Raw genomic sequence first — 24,619 nt, 5'->3', positions numbered from 1 at the left:
TCCCCATGAGGGGAAAGGCGATTTTTTCAATTACATGGGGCGGGCTCCGTCCCCTGCTCTGCGCCAGCGCACTCTGCGCTGGCGCATTGCTGTGCGCCGTATCCGCCCACGCGGATGACCGCGACCAGCTCAAATCTATTCAGGCCGATATTGCCGAGAAAGAGCGTGCAGTACGCCAGCAACAGCAGCAACGTTCCGGTCTTCTCGCCCAGCTAAAGGCGCAAGAACAGGCGATTTCCGCCGCCGCACGTCAGCTACACGAAACGCAAAACACCCTCGCCCAGCTCAATAAACAAATTGATGAGATGAATGCGTCAATTGCCAAACTGGAACGCCAGCGCGCGACCCAGGAGCGTAATCTTGCCGCACAACTCGATGCCGCGTTCCGTCAGGGTGAACATTCGGGCATTCAACTGATTTTAAGTGGTGAAGAGGGCCAGCGCGGTCAGCGTTTGCAGGCCTATTTCGGCTATCTTAACCAGGCGCGACAGGAAACTATCGCCCAGTTGAAGCAGACCCGCGAAGAGGTCGCAGCGCAAAAAGCGGAACTGGAAGAAAAACAGAGCCAGCAACAGACGCTGCTGTATGAGCAAAAAGCCCAGCAGGCGAAGCTGGAGCAGGCACGCAGTGAGCGGCAAAAAACCCTGAATGGCCTTGAATCATCTATTCAGGAAGGCCAGCAGCAACTGAGCGAAATGCGCGCCAACGAATCACGTTTGCGCGACCGTCTGGCCCGTGCGGAAGCGGCAGCAAAAGCCCGCGCCGAGCGTGAAGCCCGTGAAGCGCAGGCCGTACGGGACCGTCAGAAAGACGCCAGCCGCAAAGGCACAACCTACAAACCCACCGAAAGCGAACGTTCGCTGATGTCCCGCACCGGAGGGCTTGGCTCACCGTCAGGCCAGGCTGTCTGGCCTGTTCGCGGCCCATTACTGCATCGCTATGGCGAACAGTTGCAGGGTGAGCTACGTTGGAAAGGGATTGTTATCGGTGCGTCTGAAGGCAGCGAAGTCAAAGCGGTTGCCGATGGCCGCGTTATTCTTGCCGACTGGCTGCAAGGCTACGGTCTGGTGGTGGTGGTTGAGCACGGGAAAGGCGATATGAGCCTGTATGGCTACAACCAGAGTGCACTGGTCAGCGTGGGAACGCAGGTGCGCGCAGGCCAACCAATAGCACTCGTTGGCAGTAGTGGCGGTCAGGGCCGACCGTCACTCTATTTCGAAATTCGCCGTCAGGGTCAGGCGGTCAATCCACAACCGTGGTTGGGAAGATAAGTTTTGCTTCAATTTCGTCGTCTTTTTCTCGCGCTTACTAGCGTGCTGGCATTTTCTTCACCGGTTATCGCCGGAAAACTGGCCATCGTTATTGACGATTTTGGCTATCGCCCGCAGACGGAAAACCAGGTGCTGGCTATGCCGTCCGCCGTCTCTGTCGCGGTTCTGCCCAATGCAACACATGCACGGGAAATGGCGACCAAAGCCCATAACAGCGGTCATGAAGTGTTGATCCATCTGCCCATGGCGCCCCTCAGTAAGCAACCGCTGGAAAAGGACACCCTGCGCCCGGACATGAGCAGTGCGGAAATAGAACGAATCATCAGCGATGCGGTCAGCAAAGTCCCTTACGCCGTCGGGTTGAATAACCATATGGGCAGCGCGATGACCTCCAGCCTGTTTGGCATGCAAAAGGTGATGCAGGCGCTGGAGCGTTATAACCTCTATTTTCTTGACAGCATGACCATCGGTAACAGCCAGGCGGTGCGCGCCGCGTCCGGCACCGGCGTTAAAGTGATTAAGCGCAAGGTGTTCCTCGACGATACGCAAAATGAGGGCGATATCCGCCGCCAGTTTGAAAGAGCCGTCGAACTGGCGCGCCGCAACGGTTCCGCTATCGCGATTGGGCATCCACACCCGACGACCGTTCGCGTATTGCAGCAGGTTATCTACGCGCTGCCTGCGGATATTACGCTGGTGCGCCCGAGCAGCCTGCTGAACGAACCGCAAACCGATACCTCAACGCCCGGTGGCGTGATACCTCAGCCGCCGCGTAACCCCTTCCGTGGTGTGAAACTCTGTAAAGCGAAGCAGAAACCTGCACCGGTTTACGCCACCCGTTTCTTTAACGTGGTGAGTGAAAGTGTTGGTGAGAATACGCTGGTTCGTTATTTCAGGAACCAGTGGCAAGGGTGGAAGACGCCCCGCGCTTAAACCACCCGTTTGTTATGTTCTTTTGTCCTCGCGGAGGATTTTTCCTCCGCATGGGCATACCAGGCTTTAAAATATTTCATAAAGCTGTAGAGCGTGGCATATAGCCCGGTCGCCGCGCCAACCTTACCCTCGCGCCACGCCCCACTGAACACATACCATTTAAAAAACGCGCCAATCGCGCTAATGATCCCACGGGTGATGGATGGCCTGACAGGATTGTATTTCACCAGCCGTGTCGTGTAGCCATTGAGCTTATTAAACATCTCATGCAGGGTATAAAACGTATCGTGACGCACCCGGCCGGGCATTTTCGCGCAGGTGAGCGCGCCGACCACCTGATCATCCACCGGGCGATCGTTAAACCGCGCACACTGGCGATTAAATAAGCGCACCGGGAAATCTGGTGAAGAGATGGGATACAAGGTACGAACTTCCTGCCCCAACACGTACCAGTAGCGTGGTAAACGCCAGGCATGATCGCGCAACGGCTCATGACCTGCTTTAAGCTTCAGAATAAAATCGACCACCCGATCATCGAGGATCTCATCACTGTCCATACATAGCACCCAGTCGTGAGCCGCAAGTCGGATTGCATAATTCATCTGCTGACCATGCATGTCATAGGGACGCTGATGGACGTTAACACCATAATCCCGGCAAATATCGAGCGTCGCGTCCGTACTGCCGGAATCAACTACCACGAAATCATCCGCCACAATAATGAGCGGCGGCAACACTTCCCGTAATAGTCGCGCTGAATTGTATGTCAGCAGGCATACCGATACTTTGAACATAAGGAAGACCACACATCAAAGTTAAACCGTTGCTCAACAGGTTAATCGCCTTGACGTAAACGGGTAGGGAAATTGTGCGGTTAAACGAAATAAAAATTGGGGAATGTGAGGATAGTTGTAAAAAAGGGCGCCTGCCAGCGCCCTTTTTTTGTTAGTTCCAGCTCAGGATAACCTTGCCGGAATGCCCCGAGCGCATCGCGTCGAAGCCCTGCTGGAAGTCATCAATGCTGAAACGGTGGGTGATGATCGGCGAGAGATCCAGACCAGACTGGATCAGCGCCGCCATCTTATACCAGGTTTCAAACATCTCACGGCCATAAATACCTTTAATAAACAGGCCTTTGAAGATGACTTTATTCCAGTCGATAGACATATCCGACGGGGGAATGCCCAGCATAGCAATGCGACCGCCGTGGTTCATGGTGTCGAGCATCGTGCGGAATGCCGGCGGCGCACCGGACATCTCAAGGCCCACATCGAAGCCTTCCGTCATGCCCAGCTCTGCCATCACATCCGTCAGGCTCTCTTTGGCAACGTTTACCGCACGGGTCACACCCATTTTCCTTGCCAGCTCAAGGCGATACTCGTTCACGTCGGTGATCACAACATGGCGTGCGCCAACGTGTTTTGCCACCGCCGCAGCCATAATACCGATCGGCCCTGCGCCGGAAACCAGTACATCTTCGCCCACCAGATCGAAGGAGAGCGCCGTGTGCACCGCATTGCCGAACGGGTCGAAAATCGACGCCAAATCGTCGGAGATATTGTCCGGGATTTTGAACGCGTTAAACGCCGGGATCACCAAATATTCTGCGAAACACCCCGGACGGTTAACGCCAACGCCGACGGTATTGCGGCACAGGTGCGTACGGCCAGCGCGGCAGTTACGGCAGTGCCCACAGGTGATATGACCTTCGCCGGAAACGCGATCGCCAATCTTGAAGCCTTTCACTTCCTGACCAATGCCGACCACTTCACCCACATATTCATGGCCAACAACCATCGGTACCGGAATGGTTTTTTTCGACCAGTCGTCCCAGTTGTAGATGTGCACATCAGTCCCGCAAATCGCGGTTTTGCGAATTTTAATCAGCAGATCGTTATGCCCGACTTCCGGCTCCGGTACGTCGGTCATCCAGATGCCTTCTTCCGCTTTCAGTTTGGATAACGCTTTCATCGTAGTCCTCAGGCAATCACACCCAGTTGTTTACCAATGCGGATAAACGCAGCCACCGCACGCTCAATTTGCTCCGGGCTATGCGCCGCAGACATCTGCGTGCGGATACGCGCCTGGCCTTTTGGCACCACCGGGTAGAAGAAACCGGTGACGTAAATGCCCTCTTTTTGCAGCTCGCGAGCAAACTCTTGTGCCACCACGGCATCGCCCAACATCACCGGGATAATGGCGTGATCGGCACCCGCCAGCGTAAAGCCTGCGGCGGTCATTTTTTCGCGGAACAGACGCGCGTTAGCCCACAGGCGATCGCGCAGTTCTGCGCCAGAAGCCAGCATCTCCAGCACTTTAATGGACGCAGCGACAATCGCCGGCGCCAGCGAGTTGGAGAACAGATAAGGGCGCGAACGCTGGCGCAGCCACTCCACCACCTCTTTACGCGCCGCGGTATAACCGCCGGATGCGCCGCCCAGCGCCTTGCCCAGCGTACCGGTAATGATGTCGACACGGCCCATCACGTCGCAGTACTCATGCGTACCGCGCCCATTTGCGCCAACAAAACCCACCGCGTGGGAATCATCCACCATCACCAGCGCATCGTATTTATCCGCCAGATCGCACACGCCTTTCAGGTTGGCAATCACACCATCCATGGAGAACACGCCGTCGGTCGCAATCAGCACATGACGTGCGCCCGCTTCGCGCGCTTCTTTCAGACGCGCTTCCAGCTCCTGCATGTCGTTATTGGCATAACGGTAGCGTTTGGCCTTGCACAGACGTACGCCGTCGATGATTGAAGCATGGTTCAGGGCGTCAGAGATAATGGCGTCTTCCGCGCCGAGCAGGGTTTCAAACAACCCGCCGTTGGCGTCGAAACAGGAGGAGTACAGGATGGCGTCTTCCATACCGAGGAATTCGGCCAGCTTCTGCTCCAGCGCTTTGTGGCTATCCTGAGTGCCGCAAATAAAACGTACCGAGGCCATACCGAAACCGTGGCTGTCCATACCGGCCTTCGCTGCGGCAATCAGATCGGGGTGGTTAGCCAGACCGAGGTAGTTATTGGCGCAGAAGTTGATGACATGGCTACCATTCGCCACAGTGATGTCGGCCTGCTGCGCCGATGTAATAATGCGTTCTTCTTTAAACAGACCTTCCGCCCGTGCGGTTTCCAGGTCGTTCGTTAACTGCTGATAAAAATCCCCACGCATCGCAATTCTCCAGACAGGGCAAATTTCGGCACATATTACCCAAAGCTATACGGTGATACGAGATGACACATCATCCATTATCGATTTTGTAGCATAAATCACGCATAGCCGCGCAGTTGTCCGGTGAATGGCTGAAGGGTCGGCAATGTGATGGTATGATAAGTACTATTCGTGTCTGAGATTGTCTCAGCGCTTCATTTTCAAAGGTACAGTTATGATCATCGTTACCGGCGGCGCGGGTTTTATCGGCAGCAATATCGTTAAGGCCCTGAATGATAAAGGCATCACTGATATTCTGGTGGTGGATAACCTGAAAGACGGCACCAAATTCGTCAATCTCGTCGACCTGCACATTGCCGACTACATGGATAAAGAAGACTTTCTGATCCAGATTATGTCTGGCGAAGAGTTCGGCGACATTGAAGCGGTGTTCCACGAAGGTGCATGTTCCTCCACCACGGAGTGGGACGGCAAGTACATGATGGACAACAACTATCAGTACTCCAAAGAACTGCTGCACTACTGCCTGGAACGCGAAATTCCGTTCCTGTACGCGTCTTCTGCCGCGACTTATGGCGGCCGTACATCTGACTTTATCGAATCCCGTGAATATGAGAAGCCGCTCAACGTCTACGGCTATTCAAAGCTGCTGTTCGATGAGTACGTGCGCGCTATCCTGCCAGAAGCAGACTCGCAGATCGTCGGCTTCCGCTACTTCAACGTCTATGGCCCGCGTGAAGGCCACAAAGGCAGCATGGCGAGTGTGGCTTTCCACCTCAACACCCAACTGAACAATGGCGAAAGCCCGAAACTGTTTGAAGGCAGTGATAACTTTAAACGTGACTTCGTCTATGTGGGTGATGTTGCGGCAGTGAACCTGTGGTTTTTGGAAAATGGCGTTTCCGGCATTTTCAACCTCGGCACCGGGCGTGCGGAGTCCTTCCAGGCCGTTGCCGACGCCACGCTGGCCTTCCACAAAAAAGGCAGCATCGAATACATTCCATTCCCGGACAAACTGAAAGGCCGCTACCAGGCGTTTACTCAGGCTGACCTGAGCAACCTGCGCGCAGCAGGCTACGATAAGCCGTTCAAAACCGTCGCCGAAGGCGTAACCGAATACATGGAATGGCTGAACCGCGACGCGTAAGTATGAAAATTCTGGTGATTGGCCCGTCATGGGTGGGCGACATGATGATGTCGCAGAGTCTCTATCGCACGCTCAAAGCGCGCTTTCCCCAGGCAGTAATTGACGTGATGGCACCCGCGTGGTGCCGTCCGCTTTTATCACGTATGCCGGAAGTGAATGAAGCGATCCCCATGCCGCTGGGGCATGGCGCGCTGGAAATTGGCGCCCGTCGTAAGCTAGGTCATAGCCTGCGCGAGCGTCGATACGATCGCGCTTACGTATTGCCGAATTCCTTTAAATCCGCGCTGGTGCCTTTTTTTGCCGCGATCCCGCACCGCACTGGCTGGCGCGGTGAAATGCGTTACGGCCTGCTCAACGATGCTCGCGTACTGGACAAGCAAGCCTGGCCGCTGATGGTTGAACGGTATGTCGCGCTGGCCTACGACAAAGGGGTCATGCGCTCGGCAAAAGATCTGCCGCAACCGCTGCTGTGGCCGCAGTTGCAGGTCAACGACGGTGAGAAGTCGCAAGTGTGCGCGGTCTTCAATATTTCCGCTGAACGCCCAATCATTGGTTTTTGCCCCGGCGCAGAATTTGGCCCCGCCAAGCGCTGGCCGCATTATCACTATGCTGAACTGGCGAAACAGCTGATTGATGAAGGCTATCAGGTCGTCCTGTTCGGCTCGGCAAAAGATCACGAAGCCGGTAATGAGATCCTCGCCGCCCTGAGCATGGAACAGCAGGCATGGTGCCGTAATCTGGCAGGAGAAACCCAGCTGGAACAAGCGGTTGTGCTGATTGCCGCCTGTAAAGCAGTGGTCAGTAACGACTCCGGGCTGATGCATGTCGCCGCCGCGCTCAATCGCCCGCTGGTGGCGCTATATGGCCCAAGCAGCCCGGATTTCACACCGCCGCTGTCGCACAAAGCGCGGGTGATCCGCCTGATTTCGGGCTATCACAAGGTACGTAAAGGCGATGCCGCGGAAGGTTATCACCAGAGCCTTATCGATATTACGCCGCAGCGCGTACTGGAAGAGTTGAATAGCCTGTTGCTGGATGCGGAAGGATAACCAATGCGGGTACTGATCGTTAAAACCTCCTCAATGGGAGACGTGCTGCATACTCTGCCCGCGCTGACCGATGCCCTGCAAGCGATACCGGACATTCGTTTCGATTGGGTAGTGGAAGAGGGTTTTGCCCAAATCCCCACCTGGCATACTGCCGTTGAACGGGTGATCCCGGTGGCGATCCGCCGCTGGCGCAAAGCCTGGTTTTCCGCCCCGGTCAAAGCGGAGCGCAAAGCGTTTCGCGACGCCGTGCAATTGCAGCACTATGACGCGATCATTGACGCCCAGGGGCTGGTTAAAAGCGCCGCCCTGGTGACAAGGCTGGCGCGCGGCGTGAAACACGGCATGGACTGGCAAACCGCGCGTGAGCCGCTGGCAAGCCTGTTCTACAATCGCCGCCATCATATTGCCAGGCAGCAGCACGCGGTGGAACGCACCCGTGAGCTGTTTGCGAAAAGCCTCGGTTACAGCAAACCGCAAACGCAGGGCGATTACGCAATTGCGCAGCATTTTGCCGTCGGGAACGCCGCCAGATCGCCTTACGCTGTCTTTTTACACGCCACAACCCGCGACGATAAACACTGGCCGGAAACCCACTGGCGGGCCCTGCTTTCCTTGCTTGCCGGCAGCGGGTTGCGCATTAAATTACCCTGGGGCGCTCCCCATGAAGAAGCGCGAGCCAAACGGCTGGCCGAAGGTCTGGACTTTGTTGAGGTCCTGCCGCGCATGAGCCTTGAAAATGTGGCGAGAGAGCTCGCAGGAGCACGGTTTGTGGTATCGGTGGATACAGGGTTAAGCCATCTTACGGCAGCGCTGGATCGGCCCAACCTGACGCTGTACGGCCCTACTGATCCGGGGTTGATTGGTGGTTATGGTAAAAACCAACATACTGTTTTGCCTGACAGCGGGAACGCGACGGAGAACATTCCGGCAGAGAAAGTTTTCGCCTTGATTAAGACACAGGTATCAGATTAATGGGTTCACTCTTTAAACAAATATACCGATACACGCGTCCACGAACCTTCCGGCATAACGAAAGTCTCTGGCCATATACTCAAATTGAAAGAGCGGACACCGGTGAAATTGCGCGTTTGCGCTACAAAGGGCGCGAGGTGGCGATTGAGAACCTCAGCGCGCTTAAAGACAGCGCCGAAGGCACGGTATTGCTCACGGCAACAGGGCCTTCAACCCAGTCTATCGATTTCAGCAAACTGCCTTGCACAATCCCGGTTATGGGGGTCAATGGCGCCTGGTTCCTTTCTGGTAAGGTCACATTTTCACTGTATGTGATTGTGGATATGGAGTTTTTTGACCGCCGACAGGATGTCATCCGCTCAGTCATTGCTGATCCCAACATCCTCTTATTCACCACCATGCACGGGATTGCGAAAATCCTGGATCGCCATGCAGCAGATTTGCGCTGCCGTTTAGCCTTAATTGAGGATGCCTGCTACAAAATCTATCAGCCGAAGGTGGCCGATGCGTTGAAATGGGAAATGTACAAATCTGTTCCCGGCGCATCTTTTTGCGAAACCCGCCAGGATATCTGTTTCAGTACCGATATTCGCCACGGGATATTCGACGCAGGTACGGTAGCGTATTGGGCGTTACAAATTCTCTTCTATCTTGGGTTTAACAAGATTGTTATCACGGGTCTGGATATGAGCAATTTTAACCAGCCGAGATTTTATGAAACATCAGACAGCAAGCTTCCTTCCTATCTCGAGGAAAAGGTTGATAACGTTGTAATGCCATCCTTTGCACATGCGGCAACGGTGATGAAAAAGAACCACATAGAAATTGTAAATCTTTCCCCGGAAAGTGCTATTCCTGACACAATATTCCACAAGGTTGCGTTTGATGAATATTTTGACCTTTAGTGAGATATCGCGCAAAGCATATGCTTTCGTGTTTCCACTGTTTTTATTTTTTAGCGCTATTTTCTGTATGTCCACCAGGACGAATAATCTTTTCCATATCTCTTTCGCGCTGTTTATTTTTTCACTGTTCTACAAAGAGAATTTTCTTCAATTTGTTGAAAAAACTGAAAAAAAGCGACTGACGTTTATTTTGGTCGCATTGATGGGGCTGTATTATGCTGCGACCAATATTTGGGGTAACACGCTTTACAACCTGGGATCAGTGCTGACGCACACTCTCTATATTGTGGTCTACCTACTGATCCTGACGACGCTACTGGAAGAACCGAAAACCCGGCATATTGCGCTGGCCAGCATTGTTGCCGGTGTTACCGTATTGTCGGTTTACACGCTGGCGACGGATTATTCGTTAGTGGCGAGCTTACGCCAGGTTTCGCTTTCCAATCCGGGTCCGCAGAATGTTATTGATTTAGCAGGTTATTGCGGTGTCGGGATCTTGCTCGCCTGCATGTTGCTGAAAGAGAAAGGGCAGCAATTTTATTATATCCCTATCATTATCATGCTTATTATGATGATTATCACCCAAAGCCGTGGCCCCATTCTGGCTCTGCTTATTGCGTTTATTTTTACACTGCACAGAAGCGTATTAACACGCAGGAATATCATTATTTGCCTGGTTATTGCTCTTATCCTGGCGGCTGTCGTCGTACTGACCCCTGCGGGCGTGATGCTGATGGAACGATTCGAAATCCTCGGCTCACAAAGCGGTTTACGTTTGAGTATCTGGCACCATACCCTGGAAGAGCTTTCTGGCCATCCCTGGCTGGGACGCGGCTTTGATTACCAGCTCGATTTCACCAACTACAGCGGTGAACACATCACAACCACCCACAGTATTTATCTGGGGGCGTTGTTAAAAGGCGGTATTGTTGGATTTACGCTGCTTATGGCGGTGATCTGTTCAGGCTTGTGGCGGGCGCTGAAAAAATTCCGCGAAAATAATCGCTATGATGTCGCCCTGTTTATTTATGCGCTGATTTTTATGTCTTCACAGGGGATGTTCATTATCAACAACCCGCGCGAATCCTGGGTGCTCTTCTGGTTGCCCCTCGGTCTTGTTATCAGCCGGAGTCTGAAAAAACAATCATAAAAAAAGGCCCATCAGGGCCTTGTTTATTGCAAGTCAGACAGCCGCTGCTTCACCGCCTGAACTAAACCGTTAACAGGCATCGCAGAGATAAAATCCGTGTCGCAGATGATCTGCTGGGCCTTTGCGTAGTTGGGTGCCCAAATTTTATAGCCAGGCAAGCCGGTGTCTTTCAGCTTCCGTTTGTTATAAACCGCAATCAGCGGTTTATCCAGAGCGCGGGAAATATGCACAATGGAGGTATCCGGCGTGATCACCAAATCGCTGCAGCGAACGATCTCCACAGCCGAGTTAATGGTGCTGTTCTCCACCACGACCACATTTTCCAGCGCCAGGCTGGCTATCTTCGCGCTTTGCCCAATCATGATGACTTTTACAGGAAAAGGCAGCGAATGTAGCGCATCGATAAGTTTCACCACCTGCTCGCGACTGAAATCTTTATCTTCCGATCCGGTGAAGGGATTGATCGCGACATAGCGCGTATCGCCTGTTTTATCCCCCAACAAACGTTGCAGCTTATCGTGTTCCTGTTGATTAAACGGAACATGGTAGTGGTACTGCGCATCGGCGATACCAAACAGGTTGAGTACGGCTTTGTAACGCTCGGTCACATGCTTGTTTTCGTCGAAAAAGGGGATCGACTGATCAAACAGCTTATAGTTGTCTTTGTTAAAACCAATGACACACGGCACGCCGAGATCGGCATGCAGTTTAAAACGCTCATAGGACACCACATCGTCAAAATCGATGACCGCATCAAACTGCGCGGTTTTCAATTCATCAAGCGCCATGCGCGGGCGATGAAGGTGAATATTCTCCAGGTACTCAGAGCCGCTCAGGATCTGTTTGCACAACGGGCCGGTGAGCACTGAAACCCGGTAACCCTTTTCGGCCAGCGCCCTGGCGCATCCGGTGGTGATGACCATATCGCCAATTTTGTCATCCAGCCTCAGGAGCAATACGTTCTTAATGCGATGAGGCTGAAAGGCCTCCCGCGCGGCTTTATGGCGGTAGCGCCGATTGATCAAATGGAGCTTGATAGAGCGAAAAAACGCGTTCTTCCGGCGCGTAAACTTTTTAATCATGTTCATTGTGCATAACTCATCGATAAGCGCTTATTTCGCGGCGACTTTATATTGATAATATTCCGCAAGCGTCATGCCCTGCGTTTTTGGCGCCAGCCAGGCGAAGAACGCGTCCAGATCCTCATATAAACGCTCAATATCGTGCTCGTTTTTGAAGGTGGGACTGCCGCCAGGCATATACTCGGACGAGTGCAGCATATACTCAACATAATCATTACCCTGCGCCAGCGTCTGCTCAACCACACGCTTCATGGTGTCGTTATTGCCACCCATAGGGCGCAGCCAGTGTACTGACGGACTACGCACCTTCCCGCGCAGGCGATCGTAACCCTGCTTGATGCTATTCATCAGCGCCGAATGCTTATGCTGGATGCTCATTGGCACTTCCAGCAGAGAGGAGTTCCCTTCACGGCGGATATCGTTTTCATTCAGAAAATAGGCGCGCTGGGGGAAATCGCGATAATCGGTACCACCCGTACCTTGTGGCGCGCCTTTCGCCGGTTGCCAGTTCACTTTCGGTGTCACCGAGCAATCCACCTGATAGCCATGCTCCAACAATAAGCGCGCATAACGCTCATCAAATGCCCAACGTCCCGCACGGTGACTGACCATTTTCGTCTGGAAGGTCTCTTCCAGCAGTTGCGTCATATAGCTGACTTTGTCGCGCATTACCGCATCAGAATACTCAATCAAATAGGGCTTATAACGCCAGTCATCATCGGTTAACGGTACCGTCGGCGGGCTGTTCCACGCATGAAGATGCATACCGATTTCCGCCGTTCCCCTGGCAATCACATCTTTTGCAAATTCAATGTAGGCAGGGTCGATGGCCATTTCATAGTTGGTGAGGTATACGGGTTTGAAGCCATATTTTTCACAAAGCTGCTGAAAACGCGGCAAATACTTCGCATTTTCGGTCGTAATGCTGTCGTGCTTCTGCCAGAGGTTATCTCCCTCGGTATCGATGGTGATAAGAAATGCAGGTTTGTGCACAGTGTTTTCCTCAGGACAGGTGTGTGGCGCCATGGTAGAGCAATACAATGCTTCTCTCAATCAGTCTGATAACCTAGAATCACAAGCCTGTAATGTGATGAAGAAGACTTTATGACGTCCGACACCCGACTTCCTGAGCCCACTGCGCCCACGAGAATACTGGTTATAAAACTGCGCCATCATGGCGATATGTTATTAACCACCCCGCTGATTCTGACTCTCAGGCAACGCTTTCCGGCCGCGCAGATCGATGTTCTGCTCTATGAAGAGACGCGGGAAATGCTGTCAGCCAATCCGGATATTCACCGTATTTATGGCATCGATCGCAAATGGAAAAAGCAAGGGGTGCTTCATCAACTCAAAATGGAAGCCGGGCTACTTTGCACGCTGCGCAAGCAGAAGTACGACTTAGTGCTAAACCTCGCCGATCAGTGGCGCAGCGCCATCTGTACGCGCCTTACCGGCGCCAGAAAGCGTATTGGTTTCGCGTTTCCTAAACGTCGTCATCCTTTCTGGGCATTCTGTCACACCGATTTGGTCTCCACTCAGGAGCACAACACACAGCACACCGTTGAGCAGAATCTTTCCATCCTGAGCGCCATCGGCGAGGCCGTCCATGACGTCCCGGCGAAAATGAGTTACACCGCTCAGGACTGGCAAGCATGCCGGTCGCTTTTGCCGCCAGATTTTCAGGAAAGTTATGTGGTTATCCAGCCCACTTCACGCTGGTTCTATAAATGCTGGCATGAGGGCAACATCAGCGCAGTCATGAACGCGCTCTCCGCTGCGGGCCACAAAATCGTGCTGACGTCCGGCCCCGATGCAAAAGAGAAAAAAATGGTCGAAACCATTATTGCCGGCTGTCCCGATGCGCAATTCCACCCTCTGGCCGGGCAACTCACATTACGCCAGCTTGCCGCATTGATAGACCATGCGCGGTTGTTTATCGGTGTGGATTCTGTACCCATGCATATGGCTGCTGCGCTTGGTACGCCGCTTGTGGCGCTGTTCGGCCCTTCGAAACTGGTTTTCTGGCGTCCCTGGCAGGCGAAAGGTGAAGTCATTTGGGCTGGCGATTACGGCCCGCTCCCCGATCCGGACGATGTAGACACGCACACCGACGAGCGTTATCTGGACGCGATCCCCGTAGATGCAGTGATTACCGCAGCGAAAAGGTTACTGGCATGAGTACGTTCCGACTGGCGCTGGTCAGGCAAAAATACCGCCCTGATGGCGGCGCTGAACGCTTTGTATCCCGCGCACTGGAAGCGCTGGATAACAGCAACCTTGAGCTCAACGTCATTACTCGCGAATGGCAAGGCCCGGTAAAACCGGACTGGCACATTCACATTTGCGATCCGAAAAAATGGGGACGGATCAGCCGCGAGCGCGGTTTTGCTCACGCCGCTCGCGACTTATGGCAACGCGAACACTTTGACTTAGTCCAGAGTCACGAACGCATTGCCGGCTGTGACTTATACCGGGCAGGAGACGGGGTGCACCGCCGCTGGCTGTTACAAAGGTCGCGCATAATCCCTGGCTGGAAAAAGCACCTTCTGTTTGCCGATCGCTATCACCGCTATGTGATGCAGGCGGAAAAAGAGATGTATCAGCATCCCAGTCTGCGTGCCGTCATCTGTAACGCAGAAATGGTGAAACAAGAGATCATCGAAGATTTCGCCTTCCCGGCGGACAAAATCCATGTGATTTATAACGCTGTCGATCACCGCCATTTCACCCCGCCGGATGCAAACACCTTTATACAGCTACGTGAGCAATGGCGAATTCCGGGTGAGGCCACCTGCTTTGTTTATGTCGGTTCCGGGTTTGAGCGAAAAGGGCTGGATGCAGCAATCCGTGCGGTTGCGCCCACAACCTGCCACCTTTTGGTCGTTGGTAAAGATAAAGATCAGAAACGCTATCAGACACTGGCACAAGCGCTGAAGTGCGCCGAGCGCGTGCACTTTTTTGGTATGCAACGGGAGACGCTGCCCTTTTACCAAATGGCCGATGGCTTACTGCTGCCCACGCTGTACGATCCCTTCCCGAATGTGATTCTTGAAGCAATGGCCTGCGGGCTACCGGTGATTACCACGCACGGTTGCGGCGGCGCGGAATTTATTGAGCAAGGGCGAAACGGGTACGTCTGCGATGCACTGGATATCCGTCGTTTGCAGGACGCCGTAATGGCCTTACCCGCGCGCGCACTCGACTCAGCCGAAGGTGAAAGCGCCCGATCGCGTATTATGCAGTGCACCAACGAAAACTTATCCGCACAGCTGCTTTCCCTCTATCAACAACTGGTGAAATAACCATGCGCATTCTGTTTATTATTGATGGACTGCCTGGCGGCGGCGCAGAGAAAGTGGTGCTTACGCTGGCGGAACAGTTTTTGCGCGAGGGCGAAAATGTCTCGCTCTTTTCGCTACGCGATGTCTGTGAATACCCGCTTCCGGAGGGATTACATTACCAGGTTATTACCGATCATTGCCGTAAACCCTGGCGTAAATTAACGGAATTGAGCCGCCGGGCACGGCAATTGGATAAGGCCATTCATCTTGCCGAAAAAACGGGGCATTTTGATCTGGTACTGTCGAATCTGCATAAAACCGATCGGATAGTTTCCCGTAGCCAGGCGTTGAAAAATCATAACCTGTGGTTCTGCCTGCATGGCATGTTTTCGACATCCTACCTCGGGCATCGCACCGGTTTTGACCGCTGGCTTAAACAGCAGAAAATTAAACGGGTGTACCAGAACCGCAATATCGTTGCTGTTTCAGAAGCCGTGGGTAAGGATCTGGTCGGGCAGTTTGCGTTGACGCCAGCCCAACTGAAAACCCTATATAACCCATTCGATATTGCCGCGCTGCGGGTAGGAGCAGAAGCGCCATGCGAAATGGCGGGCACGGACTATATCATTCACGTAGGGCGTTTCCATCCGGCCAAACGTCACGATCGTCTGATTGAGGCGTATGCACAAAGCGGCATCCAGGCGCCGTTGGTGTTGCTGGGGCAGGGTACTCCGCAGCAAGAGCAGCGGTTACGTCAGTTAGCCGCCGCATCGGGCGTTGGCGACAGGGTAATATTTAAAGGCTTTCAGCCCAACCCGCTTCCCTGGATCAAGCACGCAAAAATGCTGGTGCTCAGTTCAGACAGCGAAGGTTTCGGCAATGTCATTGTAGAAGCGTTATTGCTCAACACGCCGGTCGTCAGCACTCGCTGCCCGGGCGGCGTGAGCGAGATCCTCACTGGTGCGCTGGCGGCGGGTCTGGCGGAGCTGAACAGCAGAGCGCTGGCCCAAACAATGCAAAGCATTTACCATAACCCGCCAGTAATAGAAGCATCCGCGCTGGAAAAATTCGGCGTAGAAACCATTTGCCAGCAGTATCGTCAGTTGCGCAGCGCCTGACGCACAATGAACACCAGGACACGATAGCGGATCATCTATGAGTCAGTCTCCTTTACTTAGCATCGTCGTTGCCGTTTATAACGGCGAAAAATTTCTCGATCAGTTTTTTGAAAGCATTGAGCAGCAGCAACTAAACAGTTATGAACTCATTCTGGTGAATGACGGCTCCACCGACGGGAGCCTGGCCGTGATTGAGAACTGGAAAGAGAGATTGCCAAACGTCCGGCTTATTCAACAGGCTAATCAGGGCGTATCCGTGGCGCGCAACAGCGGATTGGCTGTCGCCACCGGTAAATACCTGACGTTTCCGGATATTGACGACAAAATTTACCCCGGCATGTACAACACGCTGCTCAATATGGCGGAAACAGGAAACCTGGATGTTGCAACCTGTAATGGCCGCTACGTCTATGAAAAAAGAAAAGATGTGCACCCGATTTTCCCACCGGAGCGACTCGCCTCAACAGGCGTCGTTGCGGGTCATGTCTGGCTTAAACAGGCGCTTGATTCACGTAAATTCCTGCATGTTACCTGGCTGAATATCTATCGTCGTGCGTTTATCCAGCAGCATGCGTTTCATTTCGAACCGGGTCTACGTCACCAGGACATTCCCTGGACCACGGAAGTCCTGCTGGCTGCTGAGCGCGTGCAATACACTAGCGAGCAGTTCTACGATTATTACATTCACTCTGAATCGGTGTCGCACAAACCCGATAATGACGACACGTTAATGCGCTCAGCGCGCCATTATATGAAAATTCTCGAAATGCTTGAGGCAATCAATCAGCGCTATGCAGATAAAGCAAAACAGATTTCTGCCTGCCGCTGGCAAATCGCTAAAGAAGGTCTTGGCATTATCCATACCTTTGATTGCATGAAAGATGAAGAGAAGAAACGCATAATTATTAACGAGTTTTTCGATCGCGGTATCTGGCGACTAATCTGGAAGAATGCCTGTACACTGCGTTTACGCTGGCGTCTGGGCCGACGTTATTTCCGCCTCAAGCCTTATCGCCATGCCTGATGGCTTCTTTTGCAGGCACGCCAAAGGTATAGCTTTAACGTGCCTAAATGCTTAGAATTTGCCCGCCGAATCTCAAAAAAACGGATAGTCGCTTGGAATTGTTGTATACCACCCTGCTCTACGTCATTCAGCCTCTGGTGTGGTTGCGATTATTACTTCGCAGCCGCAAGGCCCCTGCTTACCGTAAACGCTGGGCCGAGCGTTATGGATTCTGTCGTAACAAAGTGAAGCCGGACGGTATTTTGTTGCATTCTGTATCCGTTGGCGAAACGCTGGCGGCGATCCCGCTGGTGCGCGCCTTGCGCCATCGCTATCCCTCATTGCCCATCACTGTCACCACCATGACGCCAACCGGTTCAGAACGCGTGATGTCGGCCTTTGGTAAAGACGTTCATCACGTCTATTTGCCCTATGATCTGCCCTGCGCCATGAACCGTTTCTTCAATACCGTTCGCCCGAAGCTGGTGATCGTGATGGAGACGGAACTGTGGCCGAATATGATTTCCGCGCTCAATACCCGGAAAATCCCGCTGGTGATCGCCAATGCGCGCCTGTCAGAGCGGTCAGCGAAAGGGTATGGGAAACTGGGGAAATTTATGCGCCGCCTGCTGAGCAAAATCACGCTCATTGCCGCGCAAAATCAGGAAGATGGCGATCGTTTTCTGCAACTCGGGCTGAAACGCAATCAACTGACGGTGACCGGCAGTTTGAAATTCGATATTTCGGTAACGCCGGAACTTGCCGCGCGCGCGGTTACCCTGCGTCGCCAGTGGGCGCCTCGCCGTAAAGTGTGGATTGCCACCAGCACACACGATGGCGAAGAGGCCATTATTTTGCAGGCACACCGCAAGCTTCTGGAGAGTTTCCCGGATTTGCTGCTGATTCTGGTTCCGCGTCATCCGGAACGTTTCCCGGACGCGCGCACTATGACGCAAAAAGCCGGGTTCAGTTACACCTTGCGCAGTACGGGCGAAATCCCCTCGGGCAGCACCCAGGTGGTGATTGGCGATACCATGGGTGAACTGATGCTGTTGTACGGTATTGCCGACCTGGCCTTTGTTGGCGGCAGTCTGGTGGAGCGCGGTGGCCATAACCCACTGGAGCCCGCAGCGCATGCTATTCCGGTGCTGATGGGGCCGCACACCTTTAATTTCAAAGATATCTGCGCGCGTTTGCAGGAAGCGGAAGGGCTGATTACCGTCACCGATGCGGATTCGCTGGTGAAAGAGGTGTCGACGCTGCTAACTGATGAAGACTATCGTTTATGGTACGGGCGCCATGCAGTGGAAGTGCTGCACCAGAACCAGGGGGCGCTGGCGCGCCTGCTGCAACTCCTGCAACCGTATTTGCCTCAGCGGAGCCATTAATGTCCAGACGTTTGTCGGTGGTGATGATCGCCAAAAACGCGGCGGATCTGCTGCCGGATTGCCTGGCGTCCGTCGCCTGGGCGGATGAAATTATTGTGCTGGATTCCGGTAGCGAGGATGACACCGTCGGCATTGCCACTCGCGCCGGTGCGAAGGTCTTCAGCAATACTGAATGGCCCGGTTATGGTGTTCAGCGCCAGCGCGCGCAGCGCTATGCCAGCGGCGATTACATCCTGATGATCGACACCGATGAACGCGTTACGCCGGAACTGGCGCAGGCGCTGCGTGCCATTCTTGAGGCACCGCAACCGGGTGCGGTTTACAGCATCGCCCGCAGAAACTATTTCCTGGGTCGCTTTATGCGCCACAGCGGCTGGTATCCTGACCGCGTAACGCGTTTGTATGAGCGTGAGCGCTACCAGTACAACGACAACCTTGTGCATGAGTCGCTGGAAGCGCCACAGGCGCAGGTGATTGCGCTGAGTGGAGATTTGCTGCATCTGACCTGTCGGGATTTCGTCAGCTTCCAGCGCAAACAGCTCAATTACGCGGCTGCGTGGGCGCAGGAGCGCTATCAACGCGGAAAAAAAACCTCGCTGCCGGGGATTTTCGCCCATACTTTGGGCGCCTTTTGCAAAACCCTGCTGTTGCGCGGCGGTGTGCTCGACGGCAAACAAGGCTGGCTGCTGGCGGTGGTTAACGCGCAGTATACTTTCAATAAATACACCGGGCTGTGGGCACTGAACCACGGTTATTCAGAGAAAGAATAAGCGATGAGCACAAAAGCGATTTATCCCGGCACCTTTGATCCTATTACCAACGGGCATATTGATATTGTTGCCCGCGCTGCCGTGATGTTTGACGAGGTGGTATTAGCGATTGCCGCCAGCCCGAGCAAAAAACCGATGTTTAACCTGGAAGAACGTGTCGCGCTGGCGCAGTCCGCCACGGCGCATCTGCCAAATGTTACGGTTGTCGGTTTCAGTGATTTAATGGCGAATTTTGCCCGCGCTCAGCAGGCCAATATTTTGATTCGCGGCCTGCGGGCGGTGGCGGATTTTGAATATGAGATGCAGCTTGCGCATATGAATCGCCACCTGATGCCGGAGCTGGAGAGCGTGTTTTTGATGCCATCGAAAGAGTGGTCGTTTATCTCCTCGACGCTGGTCAAAGAAGTGGCACGCCACCATGGCGATGTCACGCACTTCCTGCCGCCAAATGTGCATCAGGCGCTGCTGGAAAAGCTGAAGTAAGCGTTCTGCCTGTCCGGCCTGCGGCGATTGCAGGCCCGATAAGCGTGGTGCCCTCAGGCAAAAATGCCGGATTTATTTCTGGCAGCGACGACAGTAAAACGTTGAACGCTGTGCGTGTTTAGCGGCAACGATTGGCGTACCGCATACGCGACAAGGCTCACTTTCCCGCCCGTATACCTGTAATTCCTGCGCAAAATAGCCCGGTTTCCCGTCGCTTTGCAAAAAGTCTTTCAGCGTCGTTCCACCCTGCTCGATGGATCGTAGCAATACGGCTTTGATCACGCTCACCAGGAGTTCACACTCCTGCGCCGAGAGCGATGAAGCAAGGCGATCGGGGTGGATCCCGGCGGCAAACAGCGATTCGCTGGCGTAGATGTTGCCAACGCCCACCACCAGCTTGTTATCCATCAGCCAGGGTTTAATGGCGGTTTTCTTCTTCGCGCATTTCTGTTGGAAATAGCTGGCGTTAAACGCATCGCTTAACGGTTCCGGTCCGAGATGCGCCAGCACGTTGTGGCCTTCCAGCTCTTTCGTCCACAGCCATGCGCCAAAACGGCGGGGATCGGTGTAACGCAGTACTTTGCCGTTACTCATCACCAGATCGACGTGGTCGTGCTTTTCCGCCGGCAATTCATAGGGAAGAATGCGCAGACTGCCGGACATGCCAAGATGGATAATGATCCAGCCGTCCGGTAGCTCCAGCAGCAGGTACTTGGCACGGCGCTGAACGCTGAGCACGGGTTTATCGCTCAGGCTGTGGATCTCTTCAGAGACCGGCCAGCGTAATCGCCCGTTGCGTACCACCGCATAAAGAATGGTTTCACCTACCAGATGCGGTTCTATGCCACGACGGCTGGTTTCGACTTCGGGTAATTCAGGCATTTCGTCTCCGGCTTGCGGGTTATCAGAAATGCAAAAACCCCGACAATGCGGGGTTTTTGTTCAAGAAAACTAAAATTATTTGATTTTAGCTTCTTTGTACAGCACGTGCTGACGGACAACTGGATCGAATTTTTTCAGTTCCAGTTTTTCCGGCTTAGTACGTTTGTTCTTCGTGGTGGTGTAGAAGTGACCAGTACCAGCGGAAGAAACCAGCTTGATTTTCTCACGAATACCTTTAGCCATGATTTATATCCTCTAAGTACTTAGTACTTTTCGCCACGGGCACGCAGTTCAGACAGAACTGTATCGATGCCTTTCTTATCAATTACACGCATACCTTTAGCAGATACGCGCAGGGTGACAAAACGCTTCTCGCTCTCAACCCAGAAACGGTGAGAGTGCAGGTTCGGCAGGAAACGGCGTTTAGTCGCGTTCAGTGCGTGGGAACGGTTGTTACCGGTCACCGGACGCTTGCCAGTAACTTGGCAGACTCGGGACATGTCTATTCTCCAAAAATCAAATTAGCTCGAGCTTCGTATGGGGTATCGGCGCCTCGTCAGGCTTTACAGCCCGGTCATCGCAGTTCAATGTGAACTCTCGATTGCCAGGCCCAAATGCCAAACCCGAGATTCTCAAAGGTGGCGTAGTATACGCTGAGTCGGCGGTGTGCTCAAGTCCCGAACAGACAAAGATCCCGATGGATCGCGCAAAATGGTCTAAATCCAACCACGCTCTGCAAACGAAACGCTCTCTCCACGTCCGATAACAAGGTGATCAAGCACCCGTATCCCCATGAACTGACAGCATTTTACCACACGCTCGGTGATCTGCTTATCCGCTTTACTCGGCTCAGCATTACCTGAGGGGTGATTATGCGCGAGGATCACGCCCGCTGCATTCACTTTTAACGCTTCGCGGACAATTTCTCGCGGGTGTACCTCAACGTTATTGAGGGTGCCGCTGAACAAACGGCTGTGTTTCAGTATCCGATTTTGGTTATCCAGAAAGATCACCATGAAGATCTCGCGCTCTTCGCTCATCAACTGGCTTTGCAGGAACTCCCGCGCCATTTCCGGGCTCAGCAGTGAACTCTCCTCCAACAAGCGCGCATTATAATAGCGCCGTGCCAGCTCGCCGATCCCCCTCAACTGCGCATACTTGGCGAGGCCAATACCTTGTATATCCTTAAAATCCTCAAGACTGGAGGAGAGCAGCGCATACAGCGACCCAAAATGCGTTAGCATCTCCCGGGCAACGGTGAGCACGCACTTTTCTGGCGTACCGGTACGTAAAAACAACGCTAATAACTCAGTATCAGTCAGCGATTCAATGCCGTATTTCAGCATCTTTTCCCGCGGTTTCAGGGGGGTAAAAACAATATCCATGTACTTTCCTCCATCTCTCGTGCTCATGCTGCCATACTGCGTTCCACCGCTTCGACTGCGGATTTTTTACCCTGCGTAGTACCTCGCAAAGTGGTTGGCGGGCAAAAGCACGACAACATCAGGATTGTGATAAAATGCCCAGCTTCTGGTGAAATCCAACAGGAAAGAATCATGATGAGTCTGGCGGGTAAAAAAATTGTCCTCGGCGTAAGCGGCGGCATTGCAGCCTACAAAGCGCCTGAGCTGGTGCGCCGTTTGCGCGATCGCGGCGCGGAAGTTCGCGTTGCAATGACTGAGGCCGCCAAAGCCTTTATTACGCCGATGAGCCTGCAGGCCGTGTCCGGGCACCCGGTTTCCGACAGCCTGCTGGATCCCGCAGCAGAAGCGGCAATGGGTCATATTGAACTGGGAAAATGGGCTGATTTGGTGATTCTGGCACCCGCGACCGCCGACTTAATCGCCCGCGTTGCCGCCGGAATGGCCAACGACCTGGTCTCCACCATTTGCCTCGCTACCCCCTCGCCCGTTGCGGTGGTGCCTGCCATGAACCAGCAGATGTATCGCGCCGCCGCCACTCAGCATAATCTGCAAGTACTTGCTTCTCGTGGGCTGCTGCTGTGGGGACCTGACAGCGGTAGTCAGGCCTGTGGCGACATTGGTCCCGGTCGTATGCTGGATCCGCTGACCATTGTCGATATGGCGGCCGCGCATTTCTCGCCTGTCAAAGATCTGCAACATCTGAACATCATGATTACCGCCGGTCCAACGCGTGAACCGCTGGATCCAGTGCGCTATATCACCAATCTCAGCTCCGGGAAGATGGGCTTCGCCATCGCCGCCGCCGCCGCCAGCCGTGGCGCGAAAGTGACGCTGGTTTCCGGCCCGGTGTCATTGCCAACGCCAGCTTTCGTACAACGTGTGGATGTCACCACTGCGCTGGAAATGGAAGCCGCCGTGCAAAAGGGCGCGCAACAGCAGCATATTTTTATCGGCTGCGCCGCCGTTGCGGATTACCGCGCCGCGAGCATTGCTGAAGAAAAGATCAAAAAGCAAGGCGATGAAATCACGATAAAAATGATCAAAAACCCGGATATTGTCGCGGGCGTCGCCGCGCTCTCCACCAACCGGCCTTACGTCGTTGGGTTTGCCGCCGAAACAAATAATGTGGAAGAATATGCCCGGCAAAAACGCGCCCGCAAAAACCTCGATTTAATTTGCGCTAACGATGTTTCGCAATCTGATCAAGGCTTTAACAGCGACAGCAACGCATTACACCTTTTCTGGCAGGAGGGCGACAAACGCTTACCGCTGGAGCGCAAGGAACTTCTGGGACACCTATTACTGGACGAGATCGTTACCCGTTATGATGAAAAAAATCGACGTTAAGATTCTGGACCCGCGCGTTGGCAACGAATTCCCGCTGCCGACATACGCCACCTCCGGTTCAGCCGGACTTGACCTGCGCGCCTGTCTCGACGCCGCTGTTGAGCTGGCTCCGGGAGCGACAACATTGCTGCCGACTGGCCTGGCAATCCATATTGCCGACCCGGCGCTGGCTGCGGTCATCCTGCCACGTTCAGGACTGGGCCATAAACATGGCGTCGTGCTGGGCAACCTGGTCGGGCTGATCGACTCAGATTACCAGGGTCAGCTGATGGTTTCCGTCTGGAACCGCGGGCACGACAGCTTTACTATCGTCCCGGGCGAACGTATCGCGCAGATGGTGTTTGTACCCGTGGTGCAGGCGGAGTTTAACCTGGTGGAAGACTTCGACGCGACCGAGCGCGGCGAAGGCGGCTTCGGCCATTCTGGCCGCCAGTAACGGCTCTTTTTAACGCATCACACTGCGAAATAACGCGATAAGATCACCGCAAACGCGCAACGTTTGCGGTCGCTGTGTGGCTGCTCGCCTGACGAGTGCTTATTTTTCAGGGGTATTTTAGAACATGGCAGAAAAACAAACTGCGAAAAGGAATCGTCGCGAAGAAATACTTCAGTCTCTGGCGCTGATGCTGGAATCCAGCGATGGAAGCCAACGCATCACCACAGCGAAATTGGCGGCGTCTGTCGGCGTTTCTGAAGCCGCGCTGTATCGTCATTTTCCCAGTAAAACGCGCATGTTCGATAGTCTGATTGAGTTTATCGAAGATAGCCTGATTACCCGCATCAACCTGATTTTGAAGGATGAGAAAGACACAACGGCGCGCCTGCGTTTGATTGTGCTGCTGATTCTGGGGTTCGGTGAGCGCAATCCGGGTCTGACGCGCATCATGACCGGCCATGCGCTGATGTTTGAACAGGACCGTCTGCAAGGGCGTATCAACCAACTGTTCGAGCGCATTGAAGCGCAGCTACGCCAGGTTCTGCGCGAACGCAAAATGCGTGAAGGCGAAGGGTTCACTCACGATGAAACCCTGCTGGCGAGCCAGCTGCTGGCCTTTTGCGAAGGCATGCTATCGCGCTATGTGCGTAGCGAATTTAAATACAGCCCGACCGATGACTTTGAGACCCGCTGGCCGTTGTTAGCCGCGCAATTGCAATAATCTCTCCATGCAGCCCAGTGTGGCTGCATTCTCATTTCCCCACTCTCTGTGAAAAAGCCCAACGGAATTCGTTGAGAT

26 protein-coding genes are annotated in these 24,619 nt (G+C 53.7%); 17 read left to right on the top strand and 9 right to left on the bottom strand.

The genetic code is table 11. From position 1 onward, the window contains the following. Positions 1–5 precede the first annotated feature (5 nt). A complete protein-coding gene (gene envC / locus N7922_RS00755; protein ID WP_263098808.1) occupies positions 6–1,271 on the top strand; it encodes a murein hydrolase activator EnvC in 1,266 nt (421 codons plus the stop codon). Positions 1,272–1,274: 3 nt separating this feature from the next. Beyond that, entirely contained in the window at positions 1,275–2,204 is a 930-nt protein-coding gene (locus tag N7922_RS00750) for a divergent polysaccharide deacetylase family protein (RefSeq protein WP_263098807.1), read from the top strand. On the opposite strand, the gene N7922_RS00745 is transcribed toward N7922_RS00750, so the two are convergent. The 3 genes from N7922_RS00745 to kbl all read right to left on the bottom strand — a co-directional run bounded on the left by N7922_RS00745 (position 2,201) and on the right by kbl (position 5,380). Further along, positions 2,201–2,998, bottom strand: coding sequence for a glycosyltransferase family 2 protein (locus N7922_RS00745; protein WP_263098806.1), 798 nt, complete (start codon positions 2,996–2,998; stop codon positions 2,201–2,203). The genes N7922_RS00750 and N7922_RS00745 overlap by 4 nt on opposite strands. A gap of 151 nt (positions 2,999–3,149) precedes the next feature. Then, on the bottom strand, positions 3,150–4,175 hold the full coding sequence (gene tdh / locus N7922_RS00740; protein ID WP_263098805.1) for an L-threonine 3-dehydrogenase: 1,026 nt from the start codon (positions 4,173–4,175) through the stop codon (positions 3,150–3,152). Between the two features lie 8 nt (positions 4,176–4,183). Continuing rightward, on the bottom strand, positions 4,184–5,380 hold the full coding sequence (gene kbl / locus N7922_RS00735; RefSeq protein WP_263098804.1) for a glycine C-acetyltransferase: 1,197 nt from the start codon (positions 5,378–5,380) through the stop codon (positions 4,184–4,186). A 214-nt stretch (positions 5,381–5,594) separates the two neighbouring features. Between kbl and rfaD the strand changes: the two genes are divergently transcribed. From rfaD to N7922_RS00710, 5 genes are read left to right on the top strand one after another with little or no spacing between them, the layout of a single operon-like run. Next, the gene (gene rfaD, locus N7922_RS00730; RefSeq protein WP_263098803.1) at positions 5,595–6,527 is read left to right on the top strand and encodes an ADP-glyceromanno-heptose 6-epimerase; all 933 of its coding nucleotides are present in this window, start codon (positions 5,595–5,597) and stop codon (positions 6,525–6,527) included. A 2-nt stretch (positions 6,528–6,529) separates the two neighbouring features. Continuing rightward, a complete protein-coding gene (gene rfaF, locus N7922_RS00725; protein WP_263101007.1) occupies positions 6,530–7,576 on the top strand; it encodes an ADP-heptose--LPS heptosyltransferase RfaF in 1,047 nt (348 codons plus the stop codon). Between the two features lie 3 nt (positions 7,577–7,579). Beyond that, on the top strand, positions 7,580–8,548 hold the full coding sequence (rfaC, locus tag N7922_RS00720; protein WP_263098802.1) for a lipopolysaccharide heptosyltransferase RfaC: 969 nt from the start codon (positions 7,580–7,582) through the stop codon (positions 8,546–8,548). Continuing rightward, positions 8,548–9,453 carry a sugar glycosyltransferase gene (locus N7922_RS00715; protein ID WP_263098801.1) on the top strand — a complete coding sequence of 302 codons (906 nt, stop codon included), beginning with the start codon at positions 8,548–8,550 and terminating at the stop codon, positions 9,451–9,453. Before rfaC ends, N7922_RS00715 begins: the two co-directional genes overlap by 1 nt. Beyond that, complete coding sequence (locus N7922_RS00710; RefSeq protein ID WP_263098800.1) at positions 9,434–10,603, top strand: O-antigen ligase family protein; 1,170 nt, start codon at positions 9,434–9,436, stop codon at positions 10,601–10,603. The genes N7922_RS00715 and N7922_RS00710 overlap by 20 nt, the downstream gene beginning before the upstream one ends. 23 nt (positions 10,604–10,626) lie before the next feature. On the opposite strand, the gene N7922_RS00705 is transcribed toward N7922_RS00710, so the two are convergent. Together N7922_RS00705 and N7922_RS00700 are read right to left on the bottom strand one after the other, a co-directional pair. Then, a complete protein-coding gene (locus tag N7922_RS00705; RefSeq protein WP_263098799.1) occupies positions 10,627–11,691 on the bottom strand; it encodes a glycosyltransferase family 9 protein in 1,065 nt (354 codons plus the stop codon). A gap of 24 nt (positions 11,692–11,715) precedes the next feature. Further along, positions 11,716–12,678: a polysaccharide deacetylase family protein gene (locus tag N7922_RS00700; protein WP_263098798.1), complete on the bottom strand. Its 963-nt coding sequence runs from the start codon at positions 12,676–12,678 to the stop codon at positions 11,716–11,718. A gap of 111 nt (positions 12,679–12,789) precedes the next feature. Between N7922_RS00700 and rfaQ the strand changes: the two genes are divergently transcribed. The 7 genes from rfaQ (at position 12,790) to coaD (ending at position 19,731) form a co-directional block, all read left to right on the top strand. Continuing rightward, positions 12,790–13,866: a putative lipopolysaccharide heptosyltransferase III gene (rfaQ, locus tag N7922_RS00695; protein ID WP_263098797.1), complete on the top strand. Its 1,077-nt coding sequence runs from the start codon at positions 12,790–12,792 to the stop codon at positions 13,864–13,866. Further along, a complete protein-coding gene (locus N7922_RS00690; RefSeq protein ID WP_263098796.1) occupies positions 13,863–14,990 on the top strand; it encodes a glycosyltransferase family 4 protein in 1,128 nt (375 codons plus the stop codon). The genes rfaQ and N7922_RS00690 overlap by 4 nt, the downstream gene beginning before the upstream one ends. Before the next feature lie 2 nt (positions 14,991–14,992). Next, positions 14,993–16,087, top strand: coding sequence for a glycosyltransferase (locus N7922_RS00685; RefSeq protein WP_263098795.1), 1,095 nt, complete (start codon positions 14,993–14,995; stop codon positions 16,085–16,087). Positions 16,088–16,124: 37 nt separating this feature from the next. Beyond that, positions 16,125–17,111, top strand: coding sequence for a glycosyltransferase (locus N7922_RS00680; RefSeq protein ID WP_263098794.1), 987 nt, complete (start codon positions 16,125–16,127; stop codon positions 17,109–17,111). Positions 17,112–17,203: 92 nt separating this feature from the next. Next, positions 17,204–18,478, top strand: a complete 1,275-nt coding sequence (waaA, locus tag N7922_RS00675; RefSeq protein WP_263098793.1) for a lipid IV(A) 3-deoxy-D-manno-octulosonic acid transferase — start codon at positions 17,204–17,206, stop codon at positions 18,476–18,478. Beyond that, positions 18,478–19,248 (top strand): glycosyltransferase family 2 protein, encoded by a 771-nt coding sequence (locus N7922_RS00670; protein WP_263098792.1) that lies wholly within the window; start codon positions 18,478–18,480, stop codon positions 19,246–19,248. The genes waaA and N7922_RS00670 overlap by 1 nt, the downstream gene beginning before the upstream one ends. 3 nt (positions 19,249–19,251) lie before the next feature. Further along, the gene (gene coaD / locus N7922_RS00665) at positions 19,252–19,731 is read left to right on the top strand and encodes a pantetheine-phosphate adenylyltransferase (RefSeq protein ID WP_263098791.1); all 480 of its coding nucleotides are present in this window, start codon (positions 19,252–19,254) and stop codon (positions 19,729–19,731) included. A 72-nt stretch (positions 19,732–19,803) separates the two neighbouring features. Here the strand turns inward: coaD and mutM are convergent, their stop codons facing one another. The 4 genes from mutM to radC all read right to left on the bottom strand — a co-directional run bounded on the left by mutM (position 19,804) and on the right by radC (position 21,998). Continuing rightward, the gene (gene mutM / locus N7922_RS00660; RefSeq protein ID WP_263098790.1) at positions 19,804–20,613 is read right to left on the bottom strand and encodes a bifunctional DNA-formamidopyrimidine glycosylase/DNA-(apurinic or apyrimidinic site) lyase; all 810 of its coding nucleotides are present in this window, start codon (positions 20,611–20,613) and stop codon (positions 19,804–19,806) included. 75 nt (positions 20,614–20,688) lie between these two features. Beyond that, positions 20,689–20,856, bottom strand: a complete 168-nt coding sequence (rpmG, locus tag N7922_RS00655) for a 50S ribosomal protein L33 (protein WP_003024094.1) — start codon at positions 20,854–20,856, stop codon at positions 20,689–20,691. Positions 20,857–20,876: 20 nt separating this feature from the next. After that, the gene (gene rpmB / locus N7922_RS00650; protein WP_002436699.1) at positions 20,877–21,113 is read right to left on the bottom strand and encodes a 50S ribosomal protein L28; all 237 of its coding nucleotides are present in this window, start codon (positions 21,111–21,113) and stop codon (positions 20,877–20,879) included. A gap of 216 nt (positions 21,114–21,329) precedes the next feature. After that, a complete protein-coding gene (radC, locus tag N7922_RS00645) occupies positions 21,330–21,998 on the bottom strand; it encodes a RadC family protein (RefSeq protein ID WP_263098789.1) in 669 nt (222 codons plus the stop codon). 174 nt (positions 21,999–22,172) lie between these two features. On the opposite strand from radC, the gene coaBC reads away from it, so the two are divergent. The 3 genes from coaBC (at position 22,173) to slmA (ending at position 24,541) form a co-directional block, all read left to right on the top strand. Beyond that, positions 22,173–23,384, top strand: a complete 1,212-nt coding sequence (coaBC, locus tag N7922_RS00640; protein ID WP_263101006.1) for a bifunctional phosphopantothenoylcysteine decarboxylase/phosphopantothenate--cysteine ligase CoaBC — start codon at positions 22,173–22,175, stop codon at positions 23,382–23,384. Beyond that, positions 23,362–23,820, top strand: coding sequence for a dUTP diphosphatase (gene dut, locus N7922_RS00635; RefSeq protein WP_263098788.1), 459 nt, complete (start codon positions 23,362–23,364; stop codon positions 23,818–23,820). Before coaBC ends, dut begins: the two co-directional genes overlap by 23 nt. 124 nt (positions 23,821–23,944) lie before the next feature. Then, complete coding sequence (gene slmA, locus N7922_RS00630) at positions 23,945–24,541, top strand: nucleoid occlusion factor SlmA (RefSeq protein WP_061492497.1); 597 nt, start codon at positions 23,945–23,947, stop codon at positions 24,539–24,541. Positions 24,542–24,619: the final 78 nt, after the last annotated feature.

The sequence above is a fragment of the Kosakonia sp. ML.JS2a genome (genome assembly GCF_025642095.1).
Classification (GTDB): Bacteria; Pseudomonadota; Gammaproteobacteria; order Enterobacterales; family Enterobacteriaceae.
Note: the sequence above shows the minus strand (reverse complement) of the source record. Positions and strands in the feature narration are given on the sequence as shown.